Genomic DNA, 25064 nt, shown 5'->3' on the forward strand with positions numbered 1-25064 from the left:
GTCAACTTTGACAGTAGTCATACGAGCGTTCTCGCGGTTCCATTGCCTTAAGTACTGTGAACAGGTTGTGGACGAGATGCAGAGAGAATGGTTGAAAGCGGTCAGAGGCATCGTCAAATCTTACGATCAAGCATCCGGGAAGGGCTTGATTGCCCTGGAAGGCGGCGAAGGCGATGTGCGAGTGGATTTCGTTGATTCACGACGCATTCGGCTTGCCGTAGGCCTGCGAGTGGAAGTTCTGAGAGTCCATGGGCCTGATGCAGTCTATGCGTCTGAGGTTCGTGTTATCCCGTAAGTCAGGAGAACGGCAATGGCAACAGGTACGGTGAAATGGTTTAACGCGGAGAAGGGGTTTGGGTTCATCACTCAAGACGATGGGGGCGATATATTTGTCCACTTCTCGGTCATCACGGCCGACGGTTTCAGGACGCTTGAAGAGAACCAAAAAGTGGAGTTCGAGGTTACGCAAGGGCCCAAAGGCGCTCAGGCCGAGAACGTCCGCGTCCTATGAGCTTGATGATCGTTCCCAATTCAAACGCAAAATCACTCATCAGCGCGTCGGCCGAGGCGAGGGTTTCGGTGAGGTTGACCAGCAGGTCTTCGGTTTTGAGAGTGTCTACGACGGTAAACAGACTGATGGAGGGATTTGGGGTGGGTTTGATCATTGTGAGGTTCCTAAAAAGTGGAGCCGCCACTGATCGCCGCGACGCGATGGAGGGTGGCAGCTGTACGCAGGTTCGCGGACCGGTCTAGGAACAACCCGGCATACCCGAAGGTATCCCGCGCACAGCCGCCATAGCGCCGCACAGTAGACGATAGAAAACCGCTTACTGAAAGGGAGATGGTGCTTTTGTTCCGTAGTAAACCGGGCCGCGACGCCCGACCACTGCGTTTGCAGCGGTGTACGGAGACTAGAGAGCGGCTTTCCTAGAGGCAACCCCAAAACCTTGTCGGAAATTTCCTCGGTAGCGGCCGGTGAACACAAATCCAAAATGTGGGAGCGGGCTTGCTCGCGAAAGCGGACTATCAGTCGCCGAATGTGCTATCTGACCCACGGCTTTCGCGAGCAAGCCCGCTCCCACAGTTGAATTGATTTACAACCGGCTTGCTTGGTCGCTTGGGAGGTCATCGAAGGGCCAAAGCAAAAGTTGGAAGGCTTCTTGCAATACCGCCTGCAAGACGCCCAATTGCGTCAAAACTTTGCTTCAAAGGACACGAGGAATACCGGTGGTGGATCGCTCTCAAATGCTCGGCAACGCCCGCAGCACCCTGACTGACCTCTCGCGAGGCAATCTGGGTGTGCCGTTGTTGTTGCTGGTGATGCTGGCAATGATGATGTTGCCGATGCCGCCGTTCCTGCTCGACGTGTTCTTTACCTTCAACATTGCCCTGTCTGTGGTGGTATTGCTGGTCTGTGTGTATGCCCTGCGGCCCTTGGATTTCGCGGTATTCCCGACCATTCTGCTGGTGGCGACCCTTCTGCGCCTGGCGCTGAACGTGGCGTCGACCCGTGTGGTCATGCTGCACGGCCAGGACGGCCACGCCGCCGCCGGTAAGGTGATCCAGGCCTTCGGTGAGGTGGTGATCGGCGGTAACTACGTGGTCGGTATCGTGGTGTTCGCGATCCTGATGATCATCAACTTCGTCGTTGTCACCAAGGGCGCGGGGCGGATCTCCGAGGTGAGCGCACGTTTTACCCTTGACGCCATGCCCGGCAAGCAAATGGCGATTGACGCCGACCTAAACGCCGGCCTGATCGACCAGAACCAAGCCAAATCCCGTCGCCTGGAAGTCGCCCAGGAGGCTGAGTTCTACGGTTCCATGGACGGTGCCAGCAAATTTGTGCGCGGTGACGCCATCGCCGGCCTGCTCATTCTGTTCATCAACCTTATCGGCGGCATGGCCGTGGGGATCTTCCAGCACGGCATGACCTTCGGCGATGCGGGCAAGGTTTACGCGCTGCTGACCATCGGTGACGGTTTAGTGGCGCAATTGCCATCACTGTTGTTATCCACAGCTGCGGCGATCATGGTAACCCGTGCGTCGGGCTCCGAAGACATGGGCAAGCAGATCAGCCGGCAGATGTTTGCCTCGCCCAAGGCCCTGGCCGTGGCGGCGGGCATCATGGCGATCATGGGGATCGTGCCGGGCATGCCTCATGTGTCGTTCCTGAGCATGGCGGCCATGGCGGCTGGCGGTGCCTACCTGTTCTGGAAAAAGCAGAATGCGGTCAAGGTCCAGGCCCAGCAAGAGATCGCGCGCCAGCAGGAGCTGCTGCCATCCCCGGCCCGCGCCCAGGAAACCAAGGAGCTGGGCTGGGACGATGTGACCCCGATCGACATGATCGGCCTGGAAGTCGGCTACCGCCTTATCCCGCTGGTGGACCGCAACCAGGGCGGCCAATTGCTCGCGCGGATCAAGGGCGTGCGCAAAAAACTGTCGCAGGACCTGGGCTTTTTGATGCCCACCGTGCACATCCGCGACAACCTCGACCTGGCCCCGAGTGCCTATCGCCTGACCCTGATGGGCGTGATCCTGGCCGAAGCCGAGATCTACCCGGACCGCGAACTGGCGATCAACCCGGGGCAGGTGTTCGGCAGCCTCAACGGCATCACCGCCAAAGATCCGGCTTTTGGCCTGGACGCGGTATGGATCGAAATCAGCCAGCGCAGCCAGGCACAGTCCCTGGGTTACACCGTGGTGGACGCCAGCACGGTGGTCGCTACCCATCTCAACCAGATCCTGTACAAACACTCCCACGAGCTGATCGGCCACGAGGAAGTCCAGCAATTGATGGGTTTGCTCGGCAAAGCTTCGCCAAAACTCGCCGAAGAACTGGTACCGGGCATCCTGTCGCTGTCGCAGTTGCTCAAGGTGTTGCAGGCGCTGCTGGCCGAACAGGTGCCGGTACGCGACATTCGCAGCATTGCCGAGGCCATCGCCAACAATGCCGCCAAGAGTCAAGATACTGCCGCCCTGGTGGCTGCGGTGCGCGTCGGATTGTCGCGCGCAATCGTCCAAAGCATTGTAGGGCTTGACTCCGAGCTGCCTGTGATCACCTTGGAACCAAGGTTGGAACAAATATTGCTCAATAGTATTCAGAAGGCAGGACAAGGCCAGGAAGAGGGCGTTCTGCTGGAGCCAAGCATGGCTGAGAAACTGCAGCGTTCGTTGATCGACGCCGCACAGCGCCAGGAAATGCAGGGCCAACCGGTGATTCTGCTGGTGGCGGGCCCGGTCCGAGCGATGTTGTCGCGATTTGGACGCCTGGCAGTACCGAATTTGCACGTTTTGGCTTATCAGGAAATTCCTGACAACAAGCAAGTGACTATCGTCGCGACAGTAGGGCCCAACGGCTGAGGGTAGTGGGTTATGCAAGTTAAGCGTTTTTTCGCCGCCGATATGCGTCAGGCCATGAAACTGGTGCGTGATGAGCTGGGCGCCGACGCCGCGATTATCGGAAACCGTCGTATTGCCGGCGGTGTCGAGCTGACGGCTGCCCTGGACTACACACCCCAGGCCCTGGCGCCGCGCGTGCCGAACATGGAGCTCGAAGACGAGCTGCGCAAGACCGCTTCGCGGATTGTCTCGGCCCAGGCTGAACTGAGCATGCGCGGCGACAGCGATGCCACCACCAACCGCCAATTGTTCGCCGGCTTGCCGCTGACTGCTGCCGAGCCGCTGGTCGAGCCCACCTTCAAAGAACCGCCGCGTCCTGCTGCGCCTGCTCCGGCGCCTGCGGTTGACCAGCGCGTGTTCGATTCGATGCGCTTTGAACTCAACGGCCTGCGCGAACTGCTTGAAGTGCAGCTTGGCTCGCTGGCCTGGACCCAACTGCAAGGCAGCAAGCCGCAACAGGCCAACCTGTGGCGTCGCTTGCAACGTATCGGCCTGTCTGGCCCGTTGTCCCGCGACCTGCTGGCCCTGACCACCGAAATCGAAGAGCCTCGCCAGGCCTGGCGCATGTTGCTGGCCCACCTAGCGCGGATGATCGTCACCCCGGAAATCGAACCCTTGGAAGAGGGCGGTGTGATCGCCATGGTCGGCCCTGCCGGCATGGGCAAGACCACCACCCTGGCCAAGTTGGCGGCCCGTTACGTGCTCAAGTACGGCGCGCAGAATATCGCGCTGGTGAGCATGGACAGCTACCGTATTGGTGCCCAGGAGCAGCTCAAGACCCTGGGCCGGATCCTCAATGTGTCGGTGACCCATGTCGACCCGGGCCAGTCCCTGGCCAACGCCCTGGACCCCTTGCTGCGCAAGCGCGTGGTGCTGATCGACACTGCCGGCCTGCAAGCCAGCGACCCGGCATTGCGCATGCAGTTGGAAAGCCTGGCGGGGCGTGGCATCAAGTCGAAAAATTACTTGGTGCTTGCAACCACCAGCCAGAAACAGGTTCTTACCGCTGCGTATCATAGTTACAAGCGTTGTGGCCTGGCCGGTTGCATCCTCACCAAGCTCGATGAGACCGCGAGCCTGGGCGAGGTGCTGAGCCTGGCCATCAGTCATGAATTGCCGGTCGCCTACCTGACCGACGGGCCGCGGATCCCGGATGATCTGCATCTGCCGCGCCGTCATCAGTTGGTCAGCCGTGCAGTCAGCGTGCAAATGCAAGAAGAGCCTAGCGAGGAAGCGATGGCCGATATGTTCGCCGACCTTTACCACAACCCGGCAAAGCGGGTGGGTTGAGTCAGGATGAACACCGTGAAATGTATCTACATCGATGGTCTGCAAGCGATTCACGCGGCCAAGCCATGTAGCCTGCGTCTAAGCAAGACAAGGTAAAGAAATAAAATGGGCAGCATGCATCCCGTACAGGTGATCGCGGTGACCGGCGGCAAAGGTGGCGTCGGGAAAACTAACGTGTCAGTGAATTTGTCCCTGGCCCTGGCAGAGCTTGGCCGTCGCGTCATGCTGCTGGATGCTGACCTGGGCTTGGCGAACGTGGACGTTCTGCTGGGGCTGACACCCAAACACACCCTTGCCGATGTGATCGAGGGCCGCTGCGAGCTGCGCGATGTGCTGCTGCAGGGCCCCGGTGGCATCCGCATCGTGCCGGCTGCCTCGGGCACCCAGAGCATGGTGCACCTGAGCCCGGCGCAGCATGCCGGCCTCATCCAGGCTTTCAGTGATATTGGCGACAACCTCGACGTGCTGGTGATCGACACCGCCGCCGGGATCGGCGAGTCCGTGGTCAGCTTCGTGCGCGCTGCGCAGGAAGTGTTGCTGGTGGTCTGCGATGAACCCACCTCGATCACCGACGCCTACGCCCTGATCAAACTGCTTAACCGTGACTACGGCATGAACCGCTTCCGCGTCCTGGCCAACATGGCCCAGAGCCCGCAGGAAGGGCGCAATCTGTTCGCCAAGTTGACCAAGGTCACGGACCGCTTCCTCGATGTCGCCTTACAATACGTCGGCGCAGTTCCCTACGACGAGTGTGTGCGCAAGGCTGTGCAAAAGCAGCGTGCAGTCTACGAAGCGTTCCCTCGTTCCAAATGCGCATTGGCGTTCAAGGCTATTGCCCAGAAGGTCGATACCTGGCCGTTGCCCGCCAACCCTCGGGGGCATCTGGAGTTTTTCGTCGAGCGATTGGTGCATCAGACGAGCGCAGGACCCGTGCTATGACAGCGACCGGCTACAACGCGTACAAGAAGTCTGCCCGTGACAGCCAGGGCGAATTGATCGAGCGCTACGCGCCCCTGGTCAAGCGTATCGCCTATCACTTGCTGGCACGCCTGCCCGCCAGCGTCCAGGTCGAAGACCTGATCCAGGCGGGCATGATCGGCTTGCTCGAAGTGTCGACCAAATACGACGCGAGCAAGGGGGCGAGTTTCGAGACGTACGCGGGTATCCGCATACGTGGCGCGATGCTCGATGAAGTGCGCAAAGGTGACTGGGCGCCGCGTTCGGTGCATCGCAATACGCGCATGGTCAGTGACGCAATTCGCGCAATTGAAGCAAAAACCGGTCGCGACGCTAAAGATCACGAAGTTGCGGCCGAACTCCAATTGAGTCTCGACGATTACTACGGGATTTTGAACGATACCTTGGGCAGCCGCCTGTTCAGTTTCGACGACCTCTTGCAGGACGGCGAACACGAAGGGCTGCACGAGGACGGCGCGAGCGCTCATATGGAGCCATCGCGTGACCTGGAAGATGAGCGTTTCCAGGGGGCGTTGGCGGACGCGATTGCCAATTTGCCGGAGCGTGAGCGACTGGTGTTGGCGCTGTACTACGACGAAGAGCTGAACCTCAAGGAAATCGGTGAGGTCCTGGGGGTCAGCGAATCGCGGGTCAGCCAGTTGCACAGCCAGTGCGCAGCCCGCTTGCGGGGGCGTTTGGGAGAGTGGCGAGCGCGCTGACAGGCAGTGTGGGGACACTGCAGACGATACCGCGAGGGCAAGCAGCCTTCGCGGGTTCGACCCGTGGTGCCCTCGGCAGTCCTTTTTGTGTAATGCCTGTTGATTGAAATGGCGCGTCCAGGTGCTGGGCGCGTTTAAGACTGCTTGGAGGTCGAATTGGACAAGAACATGAAAATCCTCATCGTTGATGACTTCTCAACGATGCGGCGGATCATAAAAAACCTGTTGCGTGACCTTGGGTTCACTAACACGGTCGAGGCGGATGACGGCATTACGGCGATTCCGATCCTCAACAGCGGGAGCATCGACTTTTTGGTAACGGACTGGAACATGCCGGGCATGACCGGCATCGACTTGCTGCGCCACGTGCGCGCTGACGAAAAGCTGCGCAGCCTGCCTGTGCTGATGGTGACCGCCGAAGCCAAGCGTGAGCAGATCATCGAAGCCGCCCAAGCCGGGGTTAACGGTTACGTGGTCAAGCCATTCACTGCATTGGCCTTGAAAGAGAAGATCGAAAAAATCTTCGAACGCATCCACGGCTAATGCCATCGCGGGGGAGCTATGGAGCATAAAGAAACGTCACAGGGAGACTTCGAGTCGACCCTGAAAAAGCATGCTCACCAGTTGGTCGACAGCCTTGAAAAAGGCCAGTTTGGCGACGCGGTGCAGTTAATCCATGAGCTCAACCAGACCCGTGACCGCGGCCTGTACCAGGAAGTGGGCAAGCTCACACGCGAGCTGCACAGTGCGATCGTCAATTTCCAGATTGACCCGCATATGCCCCAGGCCGAAGAAATTTCGCAAATCACTGATGCCACCGAACGCCTGTCCTACGTGGTCAGGCTGACTGAGGCGGCGGCCAACCGCACCATGGACTTGGTGGAAAACGCCACGCCCCTGGTCAACGGCATGGCCAACGAAGCCCAGGCCCTCAGCGTTGACTGGGGCCGCTTCATGCGCCGGGAAGTGGGGGCTGAAGAGTTTCGTGAATTGGCGCGTCGGGTCGACGGGTTCTTGTCACGCAGCGAGCAGGAAAACCGCACGGTTTCCAGCAACCTCAACGACATTCTGCTCGCCCAGGATTACCAGGACCTCACCGGCCAGGTGATCAAGCGTGTGACCCAGTTGGTCACCGAAGTGGAAAGCAACTTGCTCAAATTGGTGCTTATGGCAGGCCAGGTTGACCGCTTTGCCGGCATTGAACATGACCGCGAAGCGATCCTCTCGGAAAAAGATCCACAAAAACATCTCGCCAAGGGTGAAGGTCCGCAGATTCATGCCGATAAACGTGAAGACGTTGTGTCAGGTCAGGATGACGTAGATGACCTGTTATCCAGTTTAGGCTTCTAAGGAGCACCCACATGAGCTTCGGCGCCGATGAAGAAATCCTTCAGGATTTCCTTGTAGAGGCCGGCGAAATTTTAGAGCAACTGTCCGAACAACTGGTCGAGCTGGAAAGCCGCCCGGATGATGCGAACCTGCTCAATGCAATTTTTCGCGGTTTTCACACTGTAAAAGGGGGCGCCGGCTTCCTCCAGCTCCATGAGCTGGTGGAGTGCTGTCACATCGCCGAGAACGTGTTCGACATCCTGCGCAAGGGTGAGCGGCACGTCGACTCGGAACTGATGGACGTGATTCTCGAAGCGCTGGATGCGGTCAACGGCATGTTCAGCGAAGTGCGCGAACGTGCCCCGATCACCGCGGCCACCCCGGAACTGCTGGCCGCCCTGGCGCGCCTGGCGGAACCGGCCGACACCTCGGCTGCGCCTGTGGTTGAGGCGGCTCCCGAGCCTGTGGCCGAAGCCGAGCCGGATGTGACCGACAGCGAGTTCGAACAGCTGCTCAACTCCCTCAGTGCCGTGAAGGCCGAGGCAGAGGCGCCGGCGGCTGCCGTCGCGGCACCGACCAGCGAAGACATTACCGACGCTGAGTTCGAGTCCCTGCTCGACCAGTTGCATGGCAAAGGCCAGTTTGCGGCCGATGCTGTCGCACCGGTTGCTGCTGCGCAGGCGCCTGCCGCCAGTGCCAGCACCGACATTACCGACGACGAATTCGAAGCGTTGCTCGACCAACTGCATGGCAAGGGCACCTTCGTGGCCGACGCCTTGCCGGAAGTCGCCGCCACGGCTGCGGCGCCTGCCGCTGCCAGTGCAGCACCGGCGGGTGATGGCCTGATCTCCGATCACGAGTTCGAGTCCCTGCTGGACGAATTGCACGGCAAGGGCAAGTTCAGCGAAGTGGCCCCGGCCGCAGCGGTTGCGACCGCAGCACCGGTGGCTGCCAAAGCCGCAACGCCGGCCCCGGCTACCAAGCCGGCTGCCGCGCCAGCCGCAGCGCCAGCACCGGCTCCGGCGCGTGCCGCTGCAGCACCGGTGGCCGAGAAGCCTGCCAGTGAAGCCGAAACCACCGTGCGGGTTGATACTGCGCGCCTGGACGACATCATGAACATGGTCGGCGAACTGGTATTGGTACGTAACCGCCTGGTGCGCCTGGGCCTGAGCAGCGGCGATGAAGCCATGCAAAAGGCCGTGTCGAACCTCGACGTGGTGACCGCCGACCTGCAGACCGCCGTGATGAAAACGCGGATGCAGCCGATCAAGAAAGTCTTCGGCCGCTTCCCGCGCCTGGTTCGTGACCTGGCGCGTCAGCTGAAGAAAGAGATCAACCTGGAACTGGTGGGTGAAGAGACCGACCTCGACAAAAACCTTGTCGAGGCCCTGGCCGACCCGCTGGTCCACTTGGTGCGCAACGCCGTCGACCACGGCGTGGAAACCCCGGAAGAACGCGAAGCCTCGGGCAAGTCGCGCAACGGCAAGGTGATCCTGGCCGCCGAGCAAGAAGGCGACCACATCCTGCTGTCGATCACCGACGACGGCAAGGGCATGGACCCGGCCGTGTTGCGCAATATCGCGGTCAAGCGTGGCGTGATGGACAAGGACGCCGCCGATCGCCTGACCGACACCGAGTGCTACAACCTGATCTTCGCCCCGGGGTTCTCGACCAAGACCGAGATTTCCGACGTGTCGGGCCGCGGCGTCGGCATGGACGTGGTGAAGACCAAGATCAGCCAGCTCAATGGCTCGATCAACATTTACTCGACCAAGGGCCAGGGCTCGAAGATCGTTATCAAGGTGCCGTTGACCTTGGCGATCATGCCGACCCTGATGGTGATGCTGGGCAACCAGGCTTTCGCCTTCCCGCTGGTCAACGTCAACGAGATCTTCCACCTCGACCTGTCGCGCACCAACGTGGTGGACGGCCAGGAAGTGGTGATCGTGCGCGACAAGGCGTTGCCACTGTTCTACCTCAAGCGCTGGCTGGTGGCATCGGCCAAGCATGAAGAGCAGCGCGAAGGCCATGTGGTGATTCTCTCCGTGGGCACCCAGCGGATCGGCTTTGTCGTCGATCAACTGGTTGGCCAGGAAGAAGTGGTCATCAAGCCTTTGGGCAAAATGCTGCAGGGAACCCCGGGCATGTCGGGTGCGACCATCACCGGTGACGGTCGGATCGCGCTGATTCTCGATGTTCCGAGCATGCTCAAGCGTTACGCCGCTCGGCGTATTTGATTCTGGTGGGGCAGGGCGGTATTGCCCGCCCCGCCTAACGGAGTGTTTATGGCAGTCAAGGTCCTGGTGGTGGACGATTCGGGTTTCTTCCGCCGCCGCGTCTCGGAAATTCTTTCCGCCGATCCAACGATCCAGGTGGTCGGCACGGCCACCAACGGCAAAGAGGCGATTGATCAAGCCATTGCGTTGAAACCGGACGTGATCACCATGGACTACGAGATGCCGATGATGGATGGCATCACGGCAGTTCGGCACATCATGCAACGCTGCCCGACCCCGGTGTTGATGTTCTCCTCGCTGACGCACGAAGGCGCCCGGGTCACCCTGGATGCGCTGGACGCTGGCGCGGTGGATTTCCTGCCGAAGAATTTCGAAGACATCTCGCGCAACCCCGAGAAGGTCAAGCAGATGCTGTGCGAGAAAGTGCACAGCATTTCGCGCAGTAACCGTCGCAGCCTGTTCAGCACGCCAGCGCCGACGCCAGCTCCCGCTGTGGCGCCGGCGACCTCGTTCGGGCGTCCTGCGCCCGCACCGGTGACGCGTCCGGTTGCACCTGCGCCTGTGCGGACCGCTGCGCCTGCTGCCGCTCATTCGCCCGCGCCCAAGCGCAAGGCCTATAAGCTGGTCGCCATCGGTACGTCCACCGGCGGCCCGGTCGCACTGCAACGCGTATTGACCCAACTGCCTGCCAACTTCCCGGCGCCGATCGTGCTGATCCAGCACATGCCCGCGGCGTTCACCAAGGCATTCGCCGAGCGCCTGGACAAGTTGTGCCGCATCAGCGTCAAGGAAGCCGAGGATGGTGACATCCTGCGTCCTGGCCTGGCGTTGCTGGCGCCGGGTGGCAAACAAATGATGGTGGACGGCCGTGGCGCGATCAAAATCCTGCCGGGTGATGAGCGCCTGAATTACAAACCCTGCGTGGACATCACCTTTGGTTCGGCAGCCAAGTCTTACGGCGACAAAGTTCTGGCGGTGGTCCTCACCGGCATGGGCGCCGATGGCCGTGAAGGCGCGCGCCTGCTCAAGCAGGGCGGCAGCGCAATCTGGGCCCAGGACGAAGCCAGCTGCGTGATCTATGGCATGCCCATGGCCATCGTCAAGGCGGACCTGGCCGACGCTGTCTATAGCCTGGACGACATCGGCAAGCACCTGGTGGAGGCCTGCCTCTGATGGATGTATTGAGCCTGATCGGCATCATCATGGCGTTTGTCGCGATCATCGGCGGCAACTACCTCGAAGGCGGTCACCTCGGCGCCCTGGCCAACGGCCCGGCCGCCCTGATCGTGATCGGCGGCACCGTGGGCGCGGCGTTGCTGCAGTCGCCCATGAGCTCCTTCAAGCGCGCCATGCAGATCCTTATCTGGATCATTTTTCCGCCACGTGTCGACTTGCCTGGCGGCATCGACCGCGTGGTCAACTGGAGCCTCACCGCGCGCAAGGAAGGGCTGCTGGGCCTGGAAGGCGTGGCTGACGCCGAGCCGGACAGCTACGCACGCAAAGGCCTGCAATTGCTGGTGGACGGTGCCGAGCCGGAAGCGATCCGCAGCATCCTGGAGGTGGATTTCTACACCCAGGAAAGTCGCGACATCAACGCCGCCAAAGTCTACGAAAGCATGGGCGGCTACGCGCCGACCATCGGCATCATCGGTGCGGTGATGGGCCTGATCCACGTGATGGGCAACCTCGCCGATCCGTCGCAACTGGGCAGCGGCATTGCCGTGGCATTTGTCGCCACCATCTACGGCGTGGCGAGTGCCAACCTGGTGCTGTTGCCGGTGGCCAGCAAGCTCAAGTCAATTGCCATGCGCCAGTCGCGTTATCGCGAGATGTTGCTGGAAGGCATCCTGTCGATCGCCGAGGGTGAGAACCCACGCTCCATCGAATTGAAGCTCCAGGGCTTCATGGATTGATGGGGGATATCGATTATGAGCCGTCGCCGTCGCGAGCCTGAAGAACACGTCAACCACGAGCGGTGGCTGGTGTCCTACGCGGACTTCATCACCTTGCTGTTCGCGTTTTTCGTGGTGATGTACTCCATCTCGTCGATCAACGAAGGCAAGTACAAAGTTATTTCCCAGGCGCTGATTGGCGTGTTCAACGACGCCGACCGCGCCCTCAAGCCGATCCCCATCGGCGAAGAACGGCCCAAGACCGTGACGCCGGCCAAGCCGTTGGTCAACGACAGCGATGAAACCGCCGCTGGCGTGGGCGGCACCAGCGACCCGCTGAAAAGCATCGCCGATGACATCAGCGCTGCGTTCGGCGATTTGATCAGTTCCAACCAGATGACCGTGCGTGGCAATGAGCTGTGGGTGGAGATCGAGCTGAACTCCAGCCTGCTGTTTGCCAGTGCCGATGCGATGCCCAGTGACCAGGCATTCACCATCATCGACAAGGTGGCGGCGATCTTGCGGCCGTTTGAGAACCCGATCCACGTGGAAGGCTTTACCGACAATTTTCCGATCAGCACCGCGCAGTACCCGACCAACTGGGAGCTGTCTTCGGCGCGTGCCGCGAGCATCGTGCGCATGCTTGCGATGCAGGGCGTGAACCCCGGACGCCTGGCGTCGGTGGGGTATGGCGAGTTCCAGCCGGTGGCCAATAACGCCACGGTGGAGGGGCGCGCGCGTAACCGTCGGGTGGTGTTGGTGGTCTCGCGCAATCTGGATGTGCGCCGCAGCCTGACCGGTACCGGTACCGCCAATGCAACGCCGGATGCAGCCTTGAAGCGGGCTGGCACACAAACTGCACCGCCCCCTGTAAAACCGCCGGTTCGTCAGAGCGCCGTCAATTCTCCGTCGCCGGCTCAATAACCTTATGCAATGTCTCGGTCGCGCCTGTGCCTGCCGGGAGGAACCAACCGAATGAGAGTCTGGGCAGTTGCCAATCAAAAGGGTGGAGTCGGCAAGACCACCACCTCCATCGCCTTAGCCGGCTTGCTGGCCGAGGCGGGCAAGCGTGTGGTCGTGGTGGACCTGGACCCTCACGGCTCCATGACCAGCTATTTCGGCTACGACCCCGATGCACTGGAACACAGTAACTACGACCTGTTCCTGCACAAGGGTAGCGTGCCGGCCGATCTGCCGGGGCAACTGCTGCTGCCCACCAGCAACGAAAGCATTTCCCTGTTGCCCTCCAGCACCGCCCTGGCCACCCTTGAGCGCCAGTCGCCGGGGCAGAGCGGCCTGGGCCTAGTGATCGCAAAGACCCTGGCGCAACTGTGGCAGGACTTCGACTACGCCATCATCGACAGCCCGCCGTTGCTGGGCGTGTTGATGGTCAACGCGTTGGCGGCCAGCCAGCAGTTGGTGATCCCGGTGCAGACCGAGCACCTGGCCGTCAAAGGCCTGGAGCGCATGGTCAGCACCCTGGCGATGATCAACCGTTCGCGCAAACAGGCGCTGCCGTTCAGCATCGTGCCGACGTTGTTCGACCGCCGCACCCAGGCGTCCCTCGGTACCCTGCGTGTGTTGCGCGATGCCTATCCGGACACCATTTGGAATGGCTACATCCCGGTGGACACGCGCCTGCGTGACGCCAGCCGCGCCGGCCTGGCGCCGTCGCAGTTCGACCCGAAAAGCCGAGGCGTACTGGCCTACCGCGCGTTGCTCAAGCACCTGCTGTCCCAGCAACTTGTGGCGCAGGTGGCGTGATGAACCGTCCCGTAGAACTCAAGACCCGGCCGCAACTGGCACTGGAATCCTACCTGGATGCCTTGCTGCAGGATGCGACCGCGGAAGCATTGCCGGAACCGATCCTGGTGCTGGAGCCCGCTGTAGAACTGGACAGCACGCTGGATGAATTCCAGTTGGCCGTTCTGGAAGAGCAGGCCCGCGACGCGCAGGTTGTGCCGGTTGCCCCGGTCATCGTGCCGATCGCGCCGGCAGTGGTTGCGCCCGTGGTGGTCGAGCCGGTGGTGGAAGTGCACCTGCCACCGAGCATCACCCCGCCGCCGGTGACTGGCGATGGCCGCCCGAGCTGGGCTGCCGAGCCGTTCGAATGCCTGCTGTTCGACGTCGCCGGGTTGACCCTGGCGGTACCGCTGGTGTGCCTCGGCTCGATCTACTCCCTGGAAGGCCAGGAGCTGACGCCGCTGTTCGGACAGCCGGAGTGGTTCCTCGGCATCCTGCCCAGCCAGGCGGGCAACCTCAAAGTGTTGGATACCGCGCGTTGGGTCATGCCCGACCGCTATCGCGACGACTTCCGCCAGGGCTTGCAGTACGTGATCTCGGTGCAGGGTTATGAGTGGGGGCTGGCGGTGCATCAGGTCAGTCGCTCGTTGCGCTTGGACCCGAACGAAATCAAATGGCGCAGCCACCGGGGCCAACGGCCTTGGCTGGCGGGCACCGTGATCGAACACATGTGCGCGTTGCTCGACGTCGCCGAACTGGCCGAGTTGATTGCCAGTGGCGCGGTCAAGGCGATGCCACAGAACAAACGCAGTTGATTGAACAATAAGGGCCGCATGCGAATGCGGTCAGCGAAGCACACACGCCGTGTCATGCGGCATTTGAAGGGGTCAGGGGTATGAATAAGTCAGCGTCCGCACAAGGTTTGGATGATCCGATCCTGCAATGGGTTACCTTCAAACTGGACAACGAGTCCTATGGCATTAACGTGATGCGCGTGCAGGAAGTGCTGCGCTACACCGAAATCGCCCCGGTACCGGGTGCGCCGAGCTATGTGCTGGGCATCATCAACCTGCGCGGCAACGTGGTGACGGTGATCGACACCCGCCAGCGTTTTGGCCTGGTACCGACTGAGGTCAACGACAACACGCGTATCGTGATCATCGAAGCCGACAAGCAAGTGGTCGGGATCATGGTCGATAGCGTGGCGGAAGTGGTGTACCTGCGCCAATCGGAAGTGGAAACCGCACCGAATGTGGGTAACGAAGAGTCCGCCAAGTTCATCCAGGGCGTATGCAACAAGAACGGCGAACTGCTGATTCTGGTTGAGCTGGACAAGATGATGAGCGAAGAAGAATGGTCGGAACTGGAGAGCATCTGATTGTTCCTTGAGGCCGCGGTGATTGTCCTGGCCCTGTTGTGGGCCGGGACCCTGGCATTCCTGCTGCGCTATGTGCGCCAGCAGCGCGAATTGTTCCTGCAGCAGGCCGAGCGTGATGCGGTGCGTGACCGGCGCATTCTGGAGTTGGTCAAGCGGGTTGATCATTACCAGCAGAGTGCAGTGAAGGTCGGGGATGAGGTGCATGAACTGCGCGCCATTCTTGCGCCGTTGCCCGACAAGCTGGCGCAGATTGAGCAGCGGGATCCGTCGAGCCTTTCGTTTGCGCAGGCGGCGAAGTTGGTGGGGATGGGGGCTACGGTGGATGAGCTTACTCAGTCGTGTGGGTTGACTCAGGCTGAGGCGCAGTTGATGAGTAAGTTGCATAAGAGTTGATTGGGTTTTGAGTGCATATCCGTTGCTGCGGTGACGGCTGGTATTGGTTCCGCCCTTACGGCGGCTCACTTTTGAAAAGCGCAAAAGTAAGCAAAACGCTCTTGCCCCAACACTCGGCACCTCGCTTAGGCTCGGTGTGCCCTCACTCCGGCTTTGGAGCGTGGGCCGCCGCGATGGGCCATCCTTGGCCCAGCGCGGCTAACCCGGCGTCCTGCCGGGTTACCCACGCTCCAAAGCCTGCGTTCGGCCAGCGTGTTTAACGGGGCGCCTAAGATCAAAATCAAGATCAAGAGCGACTCGCTTCGCATCGTGGATACGCGGTCCATTGTAGGAGCCGGCTTGCCGGCGAAAAACGTGAGACCGCCGCGTTTTGCCTGGTTCCCCCGCGTCATCGTTGAAGACCATCGCCGGCAAGCCGGCTCCTACGGGACCGCGTTTGCCTTTGCCTTTACTCTACACCACTCAAGCCGGCTGTCAGGCCGCTGTGCTCTTGCTTTTGATCTTGATCTTAGGCGCCCCGTCAAACACGCTGGCCGGAATTCGACAGGGATTTGGGGGGTAAACCGGCAGGGATGCCGGTTTAGCTGCCCCGCGCCATGGATGGCGCGTGGCGGCGGCCCCCCAAATACCTGTCGGATTACGGGCACACCGAGCGTGAGCGAGGTGCCGAGTGTTGGGGCAAGAGCCCTTTGGTTACTTTGGGCTGGGCCGGCATTCCGGCTCTTTTCCAAAGTGACCCGCCGTAAGGGCGGAACCAATACCCGCCGTTACCCAAAAAACGGATATGCACTCAATCATCCAATTTTTTTCCCATCCAATGGCTTTTCTCTCCCCGCCCAAGGTCCACATCCTCCAAGCACCCTTGAATCAGGAGATTCCCGCAATGATCACCCCCAAAGCCCTGTTGATCCTCCACGGCAAGCAAGCCCTCAACGAGGACGTGCGCGCTGCCGTGAAGGCCCGGCGCGAGCTGGGTGGAGAGTTGGCAGTGCGGGTCACCTGGGAAGGCGGCGACGCCCAGCGCCTGGTCAACGAAGCCCTCACTGACGGCTACACCCACATCATCGCCGGTGGCGGCGACGGCACCCTGCGCGATGTGGCCGAAGCCATGGCCCAGGCCAAGACCGACGCCAGCCTGGTGCTGATGCCCCTGGGCACCGCGAACGATTTCGCCAAGGCCGCTGGCGTGCCACTGGAGCCCGCCCAGGCCCTGGCGCTGCTGGACGTGCCGCCAAGGGCGATCGACCTCGGCCAAGTCGGCGGGCAGATCTTCCTCAACATGGCCACCGGCGGCTTCGGCAGTCAAGTCACCGCCAACACTTCAGAAGACTTGAAGAAAGTCCTGGGTGGCGCCGCCTACCTGTTCACGGGGTTGACGCGGTTCAGCGAGTTAAAGGCCGCCTACGCCGAGCTGGATGGCCCGGATTTCCATTGGAAAGGCGAGCTGCTCGCCCTGGGGATCGGCAACGGTCGCCAGGCAGGCGGTGGGCATGAGCTCTGTCCAGGCGCCATGGCCGATGATGGTTTGCTGGATATCAGCATCCTGCCCGCGCCCCAGGAAGTGGTCGGTACATTGCGCGAGTTGATGAACAACGGCTGGGGCCTGGACACCATGTTTGTCCGCGCGCGCCTGCCGTGGGTGAATATCAAGGTCGCGCAAGGCCTGTATATCAACCTCGATGGCGAGCCGCTGGAGGGCGATGACCTGCACTTCGAAGCCTTGCCCCAGGCCTTGCGCGTGCACCTGCCGGTGGATTCGCCGTTAGTCGTCCAGGCTGATGATCTGCTCGCGCACCGCGAATAGCACCAGGCCCGCCACGTCGAAAATCTGCAGGCGCTTCATGATCTGCGAGCGGTGGGCTTCCACGGTCTTGATGCTCAGGCCCAGGCCATGGGCGATTTCCCGCGTGGACTTGCCGCGCACGATCAGGCGCAGTATCTCCAACTGCCGCGCCGTGAGGTTGTGGCTGTGGCCGGCGGGGGTGGTGGGGCCCTGGCTGCGCACCAGCGCCTGGTTGATCACGGTGTGGGCAATTGCCGGGCTCAGGTAGCGTTCGTTGTTGCGCAAGGCCAGCAGTGCGTGTTCCAGCTCGTTGGCGGTGGTGTCCTTGAGCAGGTAGCCATGGGCGCCGGACTCCAGCGCGCACATGATCAGCTCCGGGTCGGTGTGCATCGACAGGATCAGCACTTTGCTCTTGGGGTAGGCGCGCTTGAGTTGCTGCAAGGCATCCAGGCCGCCGGTGTGTTTCATCGACAAGTCCAACAACACGATATCCGGCAGCAGGGTGCTGAACTGCTCCAGCAACTGCGCGCCATCGCTGGCTTCGCCGACCACCGTGTAGCCGGGAATGTCCTGGACCAGCGCGCGAACGCCGGCCCGGATCAGTGCATGGTCATCCACTAGGAGTAATTTGCAGGTCACTCGAGAACCTTAGGGGAACTGGCCCGTTCGAGGGCGCGCGGCGCCCAGGGGAAAAGCGCTTCGATCCGTGTCCCTTTGCCTGGCTGGCTGCTGACGGATAATGAACCGCCAAGCTGATCAATCCGCTCGGACATGCCGGCCATGCCCCGTTGGCCTTCCAGGCCTGGGTTGATGGCTGGCGAAAAACCCTGGCCGTCATCGCAGATAATCAGCGACAGGCCCTCGGGCAGGCGTTGCAGGCGTACCAGCAGGTTGCGCGCCTGGGCGTGGCGCAGCATGTTGGTCACGGCTTCCTGAGTGATGCGAAAGGCCGCCACGGCCATTTCTTCCGGGATGCCGGTCAGCCGTTGCTGGCATTCCAGGCTCCAGTGAATCGGGGTGTTTTCCAGGGTCTTGAGCAGGTGCGCGCGCAGGCTGGCTTCCAGGCCCAAGCTGGCCAACTGGCGAGGGTTGAGGATGGCGGAAACGTCGCGCACCTTGGCCAGGGTTTCATTCAGGGTATTGCACAGCACTGTGCATTGGCTTTGCAGGTCTTCGGGCAGGCGGCGCTTGAGCCATTCGCTTTGCAGCTTGGCGGCGGTGAGCAGTTGGCCGATATCGTCATGCAGTTCGCGGCTGAGGCGGTGGCGTTCGTTTTCCTGCACTTGCAGCAGGCGGTCGGCCAGCTCCTGGGGTTGGAACTTGATGGACTTGCGCGAACGCCATTGTTGCAGGCCGACCACCACCAGGGTGGCCAGGTTGAGCACGATCACCAGCAGTGGCAGCGGCTCGGAACGGGTGTAGGCCCACAGGCCGAGCAGCAGCGAAGCAAGGCACAGGGCAAGGATCAGACGGCGTGCATTGCTGCGGGACGCGAACCTGGCGATGAGGGGCTTGAGACTGGCGTACATAGCGGATGGAGCCAATGAAGGTTCGCTGCGGGAAGTCCGGTCACGGCGGCTGACTGGGCTCTGTGTGGAATGCGTTATCGAATCGTTTTTATGCATGATGAAGTTGAGTCACTTCGAGCGGGGCATAGTACCACCACTGTTACCGTTGGTCGCCTGGTGCCGTGCCTGGCGGGATTATTAACCGCGCAAATGCTCCGGGCGGTATTCCCAGAGTTTATGAAGTGGGGGAAGTTATATTATTTCTGTAAGGTTGTATCGTTATTACCGTTAATGGCTAATTGATATCTTTGCCCGCGCGATTCAATTCAACTCGATTAATCGGGTGAGTCGTTTTCAGGCAACTTCAGCTTAAACACGACATGGACATTCACTCAAGACGTGTGATGCAGGCGCTGCTGGGGTTTATAACTGAAGTCTTTCTGTGGAATCTGCAGCGTAACCGTTGCAATCAATGTCGCCTGCTCACTCTCATCCATACTCAGTTCGCCGGTACGGGTATCGATCAGTTCCAGTTGCCATGCCAGCAGAGTCAGGCACGCATGCAACGCATCCAGCGCCTGGTCATGCAGTTGCATGGGGTTGGCGGCGTTGGCGATCAGGTACTGGATATGCCGGGAAAACTCGCTGATCGCCTGCAGGGCCAGGCTGTCGGCCTTCTCAGCCAGTTTGGCCAGGCTGGACTTCATGCAGTCGATGGCATCGTTGTCGTCGCGAATCAGCTGCAGATGGCTCAAGCACTCTTCCGACTTGACCAGTAGCTTTTCTGCTTCCAACAAAAACTCGGGAAGTGTGGTCTGCCATTCATTTGCGCTGTTCATCATGCAAGTCTCCACAACATAAGGTCGGGTGATGAGATGTCGCACCGGGTGAATGGCTTAAAAGTAACGCTGAAATATGACTGTGATCTGTAGGTCGCTTCTGAGTTTTCAGTAGGACGTCTATTAGTGTGACGGCAACGGCGGTGCGCTGCCCTCATGAGCGGGGTCAGTTGCACACCTTCAATGGCAGACACTTGTATGTCTGGAAGGCCCGTGGGCCGAGGGCTTGGGATGGCAAACAAAAGCCTGACTCCATTCATGCATTGAGAATGGCGTCACATTAATGGCTATTAGATATTGCGAATATCAGGTTGGGCCTGATTGTGCCTAGGGGAATCCCTTACATAGCGGAACCTCGCGTCGAATTGGATGTCGCGCAACGTCGCTGTACCGCCATCTGGAGAGGCCTGCGCAGTAAACCATGATGTCAGTGTGACATCAATGAATTTACGTGGCATTTTACCAGGGTCAAGGTCTGGCGTTCGCCGCCGATAACCAGGCTTATGTGAACCGCACAATTCCTCAGCGCAACAGGAGCTTTTAATGGCCGGCATTCTCGACACGGTAGATCAACGCACACAGCTGGTGGGTGAGAATCGCCTGGAGATCCTCATGTTCCGCCTGTTTGGGCGCCAGCTGTTCGCGATCAACGTGTTCAAGGTGCAGGAAGTCCTGCAACTGCCCAAGCTGACCTTGATGCCGCAGCGCCATCCTTTCGTCTGCGGCGTGGTCAACCTGCGGGGCCAGACCCTGCCGGTGATCGACCTGTCCCAGGCCATCGGCATGCGCCCGCTGGTGCCGGGCCCTAACAGCACCATTATCGTCACCGAGTACAACCGCTCGGTGCAGGCGTTCCTGGTGGGCGGTGTGGACCGCATCGTCAACATGAACTGGGAAGCTATCCTGCCGCCGCCGACCAGCGCCGGTCGCCAGCATTACCTCACGGCCATCAGCAAGGTCGACGACCAGTTGGTGGAAATCATCGACGTGGAAAAAGTCTTGGCCGAAATTGTGCCGTACAACGCCAAGGTTTCCCGCGAGAAACTCGAAGACCCGGTGCTGGAGCGCGCCCGTGACCGTGAAGTGCTGCTGGTGGATGACTCCAACGTGGCGCTCTCGCAACTGCGCGACACCCTCGGCCAACTGGGCGTGAAGATGCACATTGCCAGCGACGGCCTCAAGGCACTGAACATGCTCAAGGCCTGGGCCGACAGTGGCCAGGTGATGACCGACAAGCTGCTGATGATCTTCACCGATGCCGAAATGCCTGAAATGGACGGCTACCGCCTCACCACCGAGATCCGCAACGACCCGCGCCTGCGCAAACTGTATGTGGTACTGCACACCTCGCTGTCGGGCAGTTTCAACGATTCGATGGTGAAGAAGGTCGGCTGCGACAACTTCCTGTCCAAATTCCAGCCCGACAAGCTGGTGGATGTGGTGCGTCAGCGTCTGATGCTGGACGAAGTGCCCTCTTGACCTTAGGGTGACGGCTTTGCCCCTCAGGAATGCAGGCCCATGCTTCGTCTCAGCGCGTTGTACCGTTACCCCTTGAAGTCCGGCAAGGCCGAAATCCTGCAGCAGGTCGGCCTGGACAAGCTTGGGGTGGACGGCGATCGACGCTGGATGCTGGTGGATGAGGCCAGCGGGCGTTTCCTCACGCAGCGTGCAGTGGCCAAGATGAGCCAACTCTCGGCCCTGTGGAACAGCCATGGCGGGCTCACCCTGAGTTCGCCAGGCTACACGCCGTTGGACGTGGCGTTGCCTGGTAGCGACGCCCAATTGCGCGGTGTGACCATCTGGCGCGACACCTTGCGTGTGCCCGACGCCGGCGACGAGGCCGCGGCCTGGGTCAGTGCCTTTATCGGCAAACCAACGCGCCTGGTGCAGATCCCTCTCGAACGTGCCCGCACCACCGAAGCCGGTTATGGCAACGATGACGATCAAGTTGGGTTCGCCGACGGCTACCCGCTGCTGGTGATCGGCCAGGCCTCACTGGATGACCTGTCGAAACGCATTGGCCGGCCCATGGAAATGCTGCGTTTTCGTCCCAACCTGGTGATCGAAGGCGGCGAAGCTTTTGCCGAGGACGGCTGGAAACGCCTGCGCATCGGTGATGTGGAGTTTCGAGCGGTCAAGCAGTGCTCGCGCTGCATCCTCACCACCATCGACCCGCAGACCGGCGAACGCAGCGCCGACCGCGAACCCTTCGCGACGCTGGAGGCCTACCGCAAGACTGACAATGGCGCGATGTTCGGCCAAAACCTGGTCAACGATGGCGTGGGTCGCCTGGAAGTCGGGATGCCGGTGACGATTCTTGAGTAATTTCCCGCGCCCATAAAAAAGCCCGTCTCCTGCGAGACGGGCTTTTTTTTGCCTGTGGCTGACCCTTAGCCGCGGTATTCGCACAGGTAAGCGGTGTCCACGGCGACCTTCAGCTCGAACTTGCTGTTGGCCGGGACGTTGAACTGGCTGCCGGCGGCGAAGGTTTCCCACTCGCTGGCGTCAGGCAGCTTGACGGTCAGGGCGCCGGACACCACGTGCATGATTTCACGCTGGGCGGTGCCGAACTCGTATTCGCCGGGGGCCATGACGCCGATGGTCGCAGGACCTTCTGCGGTGCCGAAAGCGATCGACTTGACGGTGCCGTCGAAGTACTCGTTGACTTTGAACATGGGCGAATCCTCGAAAAGTGAGTAAAGGCTTCACGCACTCTGCAGGCGCCGGCTTGCCGGCGATGGCATTCGCTTGTGCGATGCACGGCATGCGGGCCTCATCGCCGGCAAGCCGGTTCCTACAGGGAATGCAGATTACGGAAAAAGGTCGGCCAGTATGCCCAAGCCTTGGGGAGCTGCCTAGACCGGCAGAATCAGCGGCAGCAAGCGCGCGGTGTTGCGTGCATCCTCCAGCGCCCGATGCTGCTGGCCATGGAACTGCATCCCCGCCAATTGTAGGGCGCCGTTGAGCCCCAGGGGCTTGTCCAGGCGCCGGGCCTTGGCGAAGCGCTGCTTGAGGTTCACATGGGGTGTCTGGGCGAGTGCGCTGGCCAGGCCATGACGCTGCCACTCCAACTCCAGCTGCTTGCGATCGTAATCGCCCCAACTCGCCCAACCTTCCAGGCGCGCCTGATGCTGGCCCAGCCAGCGTTCGAACAACGGCCACACCTCGGTGATCGGCGCGGCGGTATCGATGTTTGCTTGGGTAATGTGGGTCAGTTGGCGACAAAAGGGCGTCAGCAATGGCCGGCGCAGCGGTCGCACAAAGCGTTGGAAGTGATCCAGCTCGCGGCCTTGGCGGTTCACCAGGCTCGCGCCGATCTCGATGACTTCCATCTCCGTCACGGGCCAGCCGCCTTCATCCGTTGTGGCTTCAAGGTCAATAATCAGCCAATGAGGCATCGCGCAGGTTCCCGTTCTCTTCCCTTTCTGTTGGGGATAGAGCGTAGCCCGGCCCTGTAGTTCCGCCTAGGGGCTAGACGATCTCCAGTAAAACCTGACGATTGCGCACCTGATCACCGGCAATCACTTGCACGCCTTTGATCACGCCGTCGATACCGGCCGTCAGCGGATGCTCCATTTTCATGGCTTCGAGCACCAGCAGCAGTTGGCCTTTGGTGACGCTGTCGCCGGCGCTGACCCGCACATCGACGATTGCACCGTCCATCGGCGCCTTGACCGTGCCGCTGCTGGCATTGGCCTGGCGGCTGGCGACTTGCTGGGTGCGGTTGATCACCTTGAGGCCGGGCAGCCACAACTGATGGGCGTCGAGGTGATAGGCGGTGCGGCGCCGGATGCCATTGAACACCAGAGTGACGTGGCGACCGTCGATGGTGAGTTGCAGTGGCTCAGCACTGACGGTATGGATGTTCCCGTTGACCTCCAGGCGATAGGTGCAAGGCGCGCTGGCGTTGTTGCGCCATCCCGCCAAACCTTGGGGGTGCTGGTTGGCACTGTGCTGGTAAAACAGCGCGGCGGCCAGGGCCAGCTGTTCTGTTGATGGCGTCAGGGGCGGGATTTCGCGGAAGCGCTCAGCGATAAACCCGGTACTGAAATCGCCGCCGACAAAGTCCGGATGCTTGAGCAAATCCACCAGCAGCGGCTGGTTGGTCGCGACCCCCAGCAGTACCGTGTCTTCCACAGCCCGGAGCAATTTGCGTCGCGCCTCTTCGCGAGTGGCGCCATGGGCGATGATCTTGCCCAGCATCGGGTCGTAGAACGGGCTGATGCGTTGGCCTTCCATTACGCCATGGTCGATACGCACGCCAGTGGCTGGGTCCCAGCGCAACACATCGCCGGTTTGCGGCAGGAAGCCTTGGCTCGGGTCTTCCGCGTACAAGCGCACTTCCATGGCGTGGCCGCTGAGGGTGACGTCGGCCTGCGTCAACGGCAGCGGTTGGCCGGCGGCGATCTGCAGTTGCCAGTCCACCAGGTCGAGGCCGGTGATCAGTTCGGTCACTGGGTGTTCCACTTGCAGGCGCGTGTTCATTTCCAGGAAGTAGAACCGACCGTGGCGGTCGAGCAGGAATTCCACGGTGCCGGCGCCGACGTAGTTCACCGCACGTCCGGCCTTCAAAGCAGCTTCGCCCATGGCTTGGCGCAGCTCGGGCGTCATGACAGGGCAGGGGGCTTCTTCGATGACTTTCTGGTGGCGGCGCTGGATCGAGCAGTCGCGCTCACCGAGGTAAATGAGGTGGCCGTGGCTGTCGCCGAACAGCTGTATTTCGACGTGGCGCGGGTCGATCAGGGCGTGTTCGAGGATCAGTTCGTCGCTGCCGAAGGCGTTTTTGGCTTCCGAGCGGGCGGTGTGCAGGTTGTCCAGCAGGTCTTTCGATTGGTGTACGAGGCGCATGCCGCGACCGCCGCCGCCGGCGCTGGCCTTGATCATCAGGGGGTAGCCGATGCGGTCGGCCTCCTGTTGCAGGGTGGTGTCGTCCTGGGCGCTGCCTTGGTAGCCGGCGATGCAGGGGACGCCGGCTTCGAGCATGGCGAGTTTGGACAGGCGTTTGCTGCCCATCAGTTCGATGGCCTCGACGCTGGGGCCGATGAAGGTGAGGCCGGCGTGTTGGCAGGCGCGGGCGAAGTCGGGGTTTTCGGAGAGGAAGCCGTAGCCGGGGTGGATGGCGTCGGCGCTTGTTTTGCGCGCTGCCTCCAGAATTGCTGCGATATTGAGATAGGACTGTTGGACAGGGGCCGGACCGATGTGCACGGCTTCGTCAGCCATTTGAACATGCAGGGCCTGGGCGTCGGCGTCGCTGTAGATGGCCACGGTGCGATAGCCCAAGGCCTGGGCAGTGCGCTGAATGCGGCAGGCGATTTCGCCGCGGTTGGCGATCAGGATTTTTGTTAGCTGCGGCATTGCTGCGGTCCTCGGGTACATATCCATTTCTGCGGTAACGGCTGCTGGCGGTTCCGCTCTTACAGCGGGTCACTTTTGGAAAGGCCCAAAAGTAACCAAAAGGCCTTCGCCCCAACACTCGGCACCTCGCCTAGGCTCGGTGTGCCCTCACTCCGGCTTGAATCCGTGGGCCGCCGCGATGGGCCATCCTTGGCCCAGCGCGGCTAACCCGGCGTCCTGCCGGGTTACCCACGGATTCAAGC

At 61.1% G+C, this 25064-nt stretch carries 25 protein-coding genes; 18 read left to right on the forward strand and 7 right to left on the reverse strand.

Annotated features, from left to right (window positions below):
• Positions 1–310 precede the first annotated feature (310 nt).
• Entirely contained in the window at positions 311–511 is a 201-nt protein-coding gene (locus tag AC0IYN_RS19240; RefSeq protein WP_471842566.1) for a cold-shock protein, read from the forward strand.
• Here AC0IYN_RS19240 and AC0IYN_RS19245 read toward each other — a convergent pair.
• Positions 462–665: a DUF6124 family protein gene (locus tag AC0IYN_RS19245; RefSeq protein ID WP_471842569.1), complete on the reverse strand. Its 204-nt coding sequence runs from the start codon at positions 663–665 to the stop codon at positions 462–464. The two genes, AC0IYN_RS19240 and AC0IYN_RS19245, sit on opposite strands and share 50 nt — an antisense overlap.
• Before the next feature lie 580 nt (positions 666–1245).
• Here AC0IYN_RS19245 and flhA point away from each other — a divergent pair.
• From flhA to yegS, 15 genes are all read left to right on the forward strand, one after another.
• A complete protein-coding gene (gene flhA, locus AC0IYN_RS19250; protein WP_250883698.1) occupies positions 1246–3360 on the forward strand; it encodes a flagellar biosynthesis protein FlhA in 2115 nt (704 codons plus the stop codon).
• A 12-nt stretch (positions 3361–3372) separates the two neighbouring features.
• Complete coding sequence (gene flhF / locus AC0IYN_RS19255; RefSeq protein ID WP_078049606.1) at positions 3373–4689, forward strand: flagellar biosynthesis protein FlhF; 1317 nt, start codon at positions 3373–3375, stop codon at positions 4687–4689.
• A 105-nt stretch (positions 4690–4794) separates the two neighbouring features.
• Positions 4795–5628 (forward strand): flagellar synthesis regulator FleN, encoded by an 834-nt coding sequence (fleN, locus tag AC0IYN_RS19260; protein ID WP_003192912.1) that lies wholly within the window; start codon positions 4795–4797, stop codon positions 5626–5628.
• Entirely contained in the window at positions 5625–6365 is a 741-nt protein-coding gene (gene fliA, locus AC0IYN_RS19265) for an RNA polymerase sigma factor FliA (protein ID WP_016976604.1), read from the forward strand. The genes fleN and fliA overlap by 4 nt, the downstream gene beginning before the upstream one ends.
• A gap of 168 nt (positions 6366–6533) precedes the next feature.
• Positions 6534–6908, forward strand: a complete 375-nt coding sequence (locus tag AC0IYN_RS19270; RefSeq protein WP_015885173.1) for a chemotaxis response regulator CheY — start codon at positions 6534–6536, stop codon at positions 6906–6908.
• A gap of 18 nt (positions 6909–6926) precedes the next feature.
• Positions 6927–7715 carry a protein phosphatase CheZ gene (locus AC0IYN_RS19275; protein ID WP_078049605.1) on the forward strand — a complete coding sequence of 263 codons (789 nt, stop codon included), beginning with the start codon at positions 6927–6929 and terminating at the stop codon, positions 7713–7715.
• An 11-nt stretch (positions 7716–7726) separates the two neighbouring features.
• Complete coding sequence (locus AC0IYN_RS19280; RefSeq protein WP_457240040.1) at positions 7727–9931, forward strand: chemotaxis protein CheA; 2205 nt, start codon at positions 7727–7729, stop codon at positions 9929–9931.
• Positions 9932–9979: 48 nt separating this feature from the next.
• Entirely contained in the window at positions 9980–11104 is a 1125-nt protein-coding gene (locus AC0IYN_RS19285) for a protein-glutamate methylesterase/protein-glutamine glutaminase (protein WP_471842574.1), read from the forward strand.
• Positions 11104–11844 carry a flagellar motor protein gene (locus AC0IYN_RS19290; protein ID WP_033900785.1) on the forward strand — a complete coding sequence of 247 codons (741 nt, stop codon included), beginning with the start codon at positions 11104–11106 and terminating at the stop codon, positions 11842–11844. Before AC0IYN_RS19285 ends, AC0IYN_RS19290 begins: the two co-directional genes overlap by 1 nt.
• Before the next feature lie 15 nt (positions 11845–11859).
• Positions 11860–12747 (forward strand): flagellar motor protein MotD, encoded by an 888-nt coding sequence (motD, locus tag AC0IYN_RS19295; RefSeq protein ID WP_078049602.1) that lies wholly within the window; start codon positions 11860–11862, stop codon positions 12745–12747.
• A gap of 51 nt (positions 12748–12798) precedes the next feature.
• Positions 12799–13587, forward strand: coding sequence for a ParA family protein (locus AC0IYN_RS19300; protein WP_016976611.1), 789 nt, complete (start codon positions 12799–12801; stop codon positions 13585–13587).
• Complete coding sequence (locus AC0IYN_RS19305; protein ID WP_406599619.1) at positions 13587–14381, forward strand: CheW domain-containing protein; 795 nt, start codon at positions 13587–13589, stop codon at positions 14379–14381. Before AC0IYN_RS19300 ends, AC0IYN_RS19305 begins: the two co-directional genes overlap by 1 nt.
• A gap of 80 nt (positions 14382–14461) precedes the next feature.
• A complete protein-coding gene (locus tag AC0IYN_RS19310) occupies positions 14462–14944 on the forward strand; it encodes a chemotaxis protein CheW (RefSeq protein ID WP_010564003.1) in 483 nt (160 codons plus the stop codon).
• A complete protein-coding gene (locus AC0IYN_RS19315; protein ID WP_368946369.1) occupies positions 14945–15337 on the forward strand; it encodes a DUF2802 domain-containing protein in 393 nt (130 codons plus the stop codon).
• Between the two features lie 883 nt (positions 15338–16220).
• On the forward strand, positions 16221–17141 hold the full coding sequence (yegS, locus tag AC0IYN_RS19320; protein ID WP_406599990.1) for a lipid kinase YegS: 921 nt from the start codon (positions 16221–16223) through the stop codon (positions 17139–17141).
• Here the strand turns inward: yegS and AC0IYN_RS19325 are convergent.
• The 3 genes from AC0IYN_RS19325 to AC0IYN_RS19335 form a co-directional block, all read right to left on the reverse strand.
• A complete protein-coding gene (locus AC0IYN_RS19325) occupies positions 17100–17759 on the reverse strand; it encodes a response regulator (protein ID WP_406599991.1) in 660 nt (219 codons plus the stop codon). The two genes, yegS and AC0IYN_RS19325, sit on opposite strands and share 42 nt — an antisense overlap.
• Positions 17756–18649 carry a sensor histidine kinase gene (locus tag AC0IYN_RS19330; RefSeq protein ID WP_406599998.1) on the reverse strand — a complete coding sequence of 298 codons (894 nt, stop codon included), beginning with the start codon at positions 18647–18649 and terminating at the stop codon, positions 17756–17758. The genes AC0IYN_RS19325 and AC0IYN_RS19330 overlap by 4 nt, the downstream gene beginning before the upstream one ends.
• Before the next feature lie 371 nt (positions 18650–19020).
• Entirely contained in the window at positions 19021–19470 is a 450-nt protein-coding gene (locus tag AC0IYN_RS19335; RefSeq protein WP_406599992.1) for a hypothetical protein, read from the reverse strand.
• A gap of 540 nt (positions 19471–20010) precedes the next feature.
• Between AC0IYN_RS19335 and AC0IYN_RS19340 the strand changes: the two genes are divergently transcribed.
• Positions 20011–20946, forward strand: a complete 936-nt coding sequence (locus AC0IYN_RS19340; protein ID WP_458375712.1) for a chemotaxis protein CheV — start codon at positions 20011–20013, stop codon at positions 20944–20946.
• Positions 20947–20985: 39 nt separating this feature from the next.
• Positions 20986–21792 (forward strand): MOSC domain-containing protein, encoded by an 807-nt coding sequence (locus AC0IYN_RS19345; RefSeq protein WP_406599994.1) that lies wholly within the window; start codon positions 20986–20988, stop codon positions 21790–21792.
• A 65-nt stretch (positions 21793–21857) separates the two neighbouring features.
• Here AC0IYN_RS19345 and ppnP read toward each other — a convergent pair whose 3' ends face one another.
• From ppnP to AC0IYN_RS19360, 3 genes are all read right to left on the reverse strand, one after another.
• Positions 21858–22142: a pyrimidine/purine nucleoside phosphorylase gene (gene ppnP / locus AC0IYN_RS19350; RefSeq protein ID WP_406599995.1), complete on the reverse strand. Its 285-nt coding sequence runs from the start codon at positions 22140–22142 to the stop codon at positions 21858–21860.
• A gap of 180 nt (positions 22143–22322) precedes the next feature.
• Positions 22323–22865, reverse strand: a complete 543-nt coding sequence (locus tag AC0IYN_RS19355; RefSeq protein WP_078049594.1) for a 3'-5' exonuclease — start codon at positions 22863–22865, stop codon at positions 22323–22325.
• A gap of 73 nt (positions 22866–22938) precedes the next feature.
• Positions 22939–24822, reverse strand: a complete 1884-nt coding sequence (locus tag AC0IYN_RS19360; RefSeq protein ID WP_471842591.1) for an acetyl/propionyl/methylcrotonyl-CoA carboxylase subunit alpha — start codon at positions 24820–24822, stop codon at positions 22939–22941.
• Positions 24823–25064: the final 242 nt, after the last annotated feature.

It is taken from the genome of Pseudomonas sp. AC112 (assembly GCF_979253545.1).

Excerpts from the sequence above, each read along its gene's own strand:
- flhF (WP_078049606.1), top strand. The coding sequence starts at position 3,373 with ATGCAAGTTAAGCGTTTTTTCGCCGCCGATATGCGTCAGGCCATGAAA.
- AC0IYN_RS19300 (WP_016976611.1), top strand. The coding sequence starts at position 12,799 with ATGAGAGTCTGGGCAGTTGCCAATCAAAAGGGTGGAGTCGGCAAGACC.
- AC0IYN_RS19285 (WP_471842574.1), top strand. The coding sequence starts at position 9,980 with ATGGCAGTCAAGGTCCTGGTGGTGGACGATTCGGGTTTCTTCCGCCGC.
- AC0IYN_RS19330 (WP_406599998.1), bottom strand. The coding sequence starts at position 18,649 with ATGTACGCCAGTCTCAAGCCCCTCATCGCCAGGTTCGCGTCCCGCAGC.
- ppnP (WP_406599995.1), bottom strand. The coding sequence starts at position 22,142 with ATGTTCAAAGTCAACGAGTACTTCGACGGCACCGTCAAGTCGATCGCT.
- AC0IYN_RS19240 (WP_471842566.1), top strand. The coding sequence starts at position 311 with ATGGCAACAGGTACGGTGAAATGGTTTAACGCGGAGAAGGGGTTTGGG.
- AC0IYN_RS19355 (WP_078049594.1), bottom strand. The coding sequence starts at position 22,865 with ATGCCTCATTGGCTGATTATTGACCTTGAAGCCACAACGGATGAAGGC.
- AC0IYN_RS19340 (WP_458375712.1), top strand. The coding sequence starts at position 20,011 with ATGGCCGGCATTCTCGACACGGTAGATCAACGCACACAGCTGGTGGGT.
- AC0IYN_RS19270 (WP_015885173.1), top strand. The coding sequence starts at position 6,534 with ATGAAAATCCTCATCGTTGATGACTTCTCAACGATGCGGCGGATCATA.
- AC0IYN_RS19360 (WP_471842591.1), bottom strand. The coding sequence starts at position 24,822 with ATGCCGCAGCTAACAAAAATCCTGATCGCCAACCGCGGCGAAATCGCC.
- AC0IYN_RS19305 (WP_406599619.1), top strand. The coding sequence starts at position 13,587 with ATGAACCGTCCCGTAGAACTCAAGACCCGGCCGCAACTGGCACTGGAA.
- fleN (WP_003192912.1), top strand. The coding sequence starts at position 4,795 with ATGGGCAGCATGCATCCCGTACAGGTGATCGCGGTGACCGGCGGCAAA.
- AC0IYN_RS19275 (WP_078049605.1), top strand. The coding sequence starts at position 6,927 with ATGGAGCATAAAGAAACGTCACAGGGAGACTTCGAGTCGACCCTGAAA.
- AC0IYN_RS19245 (WP_471842569.1), bottom strand. The coding sequence starts at position 665 with ATGATCAAACCCACCCCAAATCCCTCCATCAGTCTGTTTACCGTCGTA.
- AC0IYN_RS19310 (WP_010564003.1), top strand. The coding sequence starts at position 14,462 with ATGAATAAGTCAGCGTCCGCACAAGGTTTGGATGATCCGATCCTGCAA.
- motD (WP_078049602.1), top strand. The coding sequence starts at position 11,860 with ATGAGCCGTCGCCGTCGCGAGCCTGAAGAACACGTCAACCACGAGCGG.
- AC0IYN_RS19280 (WP_457240040.1), top strand. The coding sequence starts at position 7,727 with ATGAGCTTCGGCGCCGATGAAGAAATCCTTCAGGATTTCCTTGTAGAG.
- fliA (WP_016976604.1), top strand. The coding sequence starts at position 5,625 with ATGACAGCGACCGGCTACAACGCGTACAAGAAGTCTGCCCGTGACAGC.
- AC0IYN_RS19335 (WP_406599992.1), bottom strand. The coding sequence starts at position 19,470 with ATGATGAACAGCGCAAATGAATGGCAGACCACACTTCCCGAGTTTTTG.
- AC0IYN_RS19290 (WP_033900785.1), top strand. The coding sequence starts at position 11,104 with ATGGATGTATTGAGCCTGATCGGCATCATCATGGCGTTTGTCGCGATC.
- AC0IYN_RS19345 (WP_406599994.1), top strand. The coding sequence starts at position 20,986 with ATGCTTCGTCTCAGCGCGTTGTACCGTTACCCCTTGAAGTCCGGCAAG.
- yegS (WP_406599990.1), top strand. The coding sequence starts at position 16,221 with ATGATCACCCCCAAAGCCCTGTTGATCCTCCACGGCAAGCAAGCCCTC.
- flhA (WP_250883698.1), top strand. The coding sequence starts at position 1,246 with ATGCTCGGCAACGCCCGCAGCACCCTGACTGACCTCTCGCGAGGCAAT.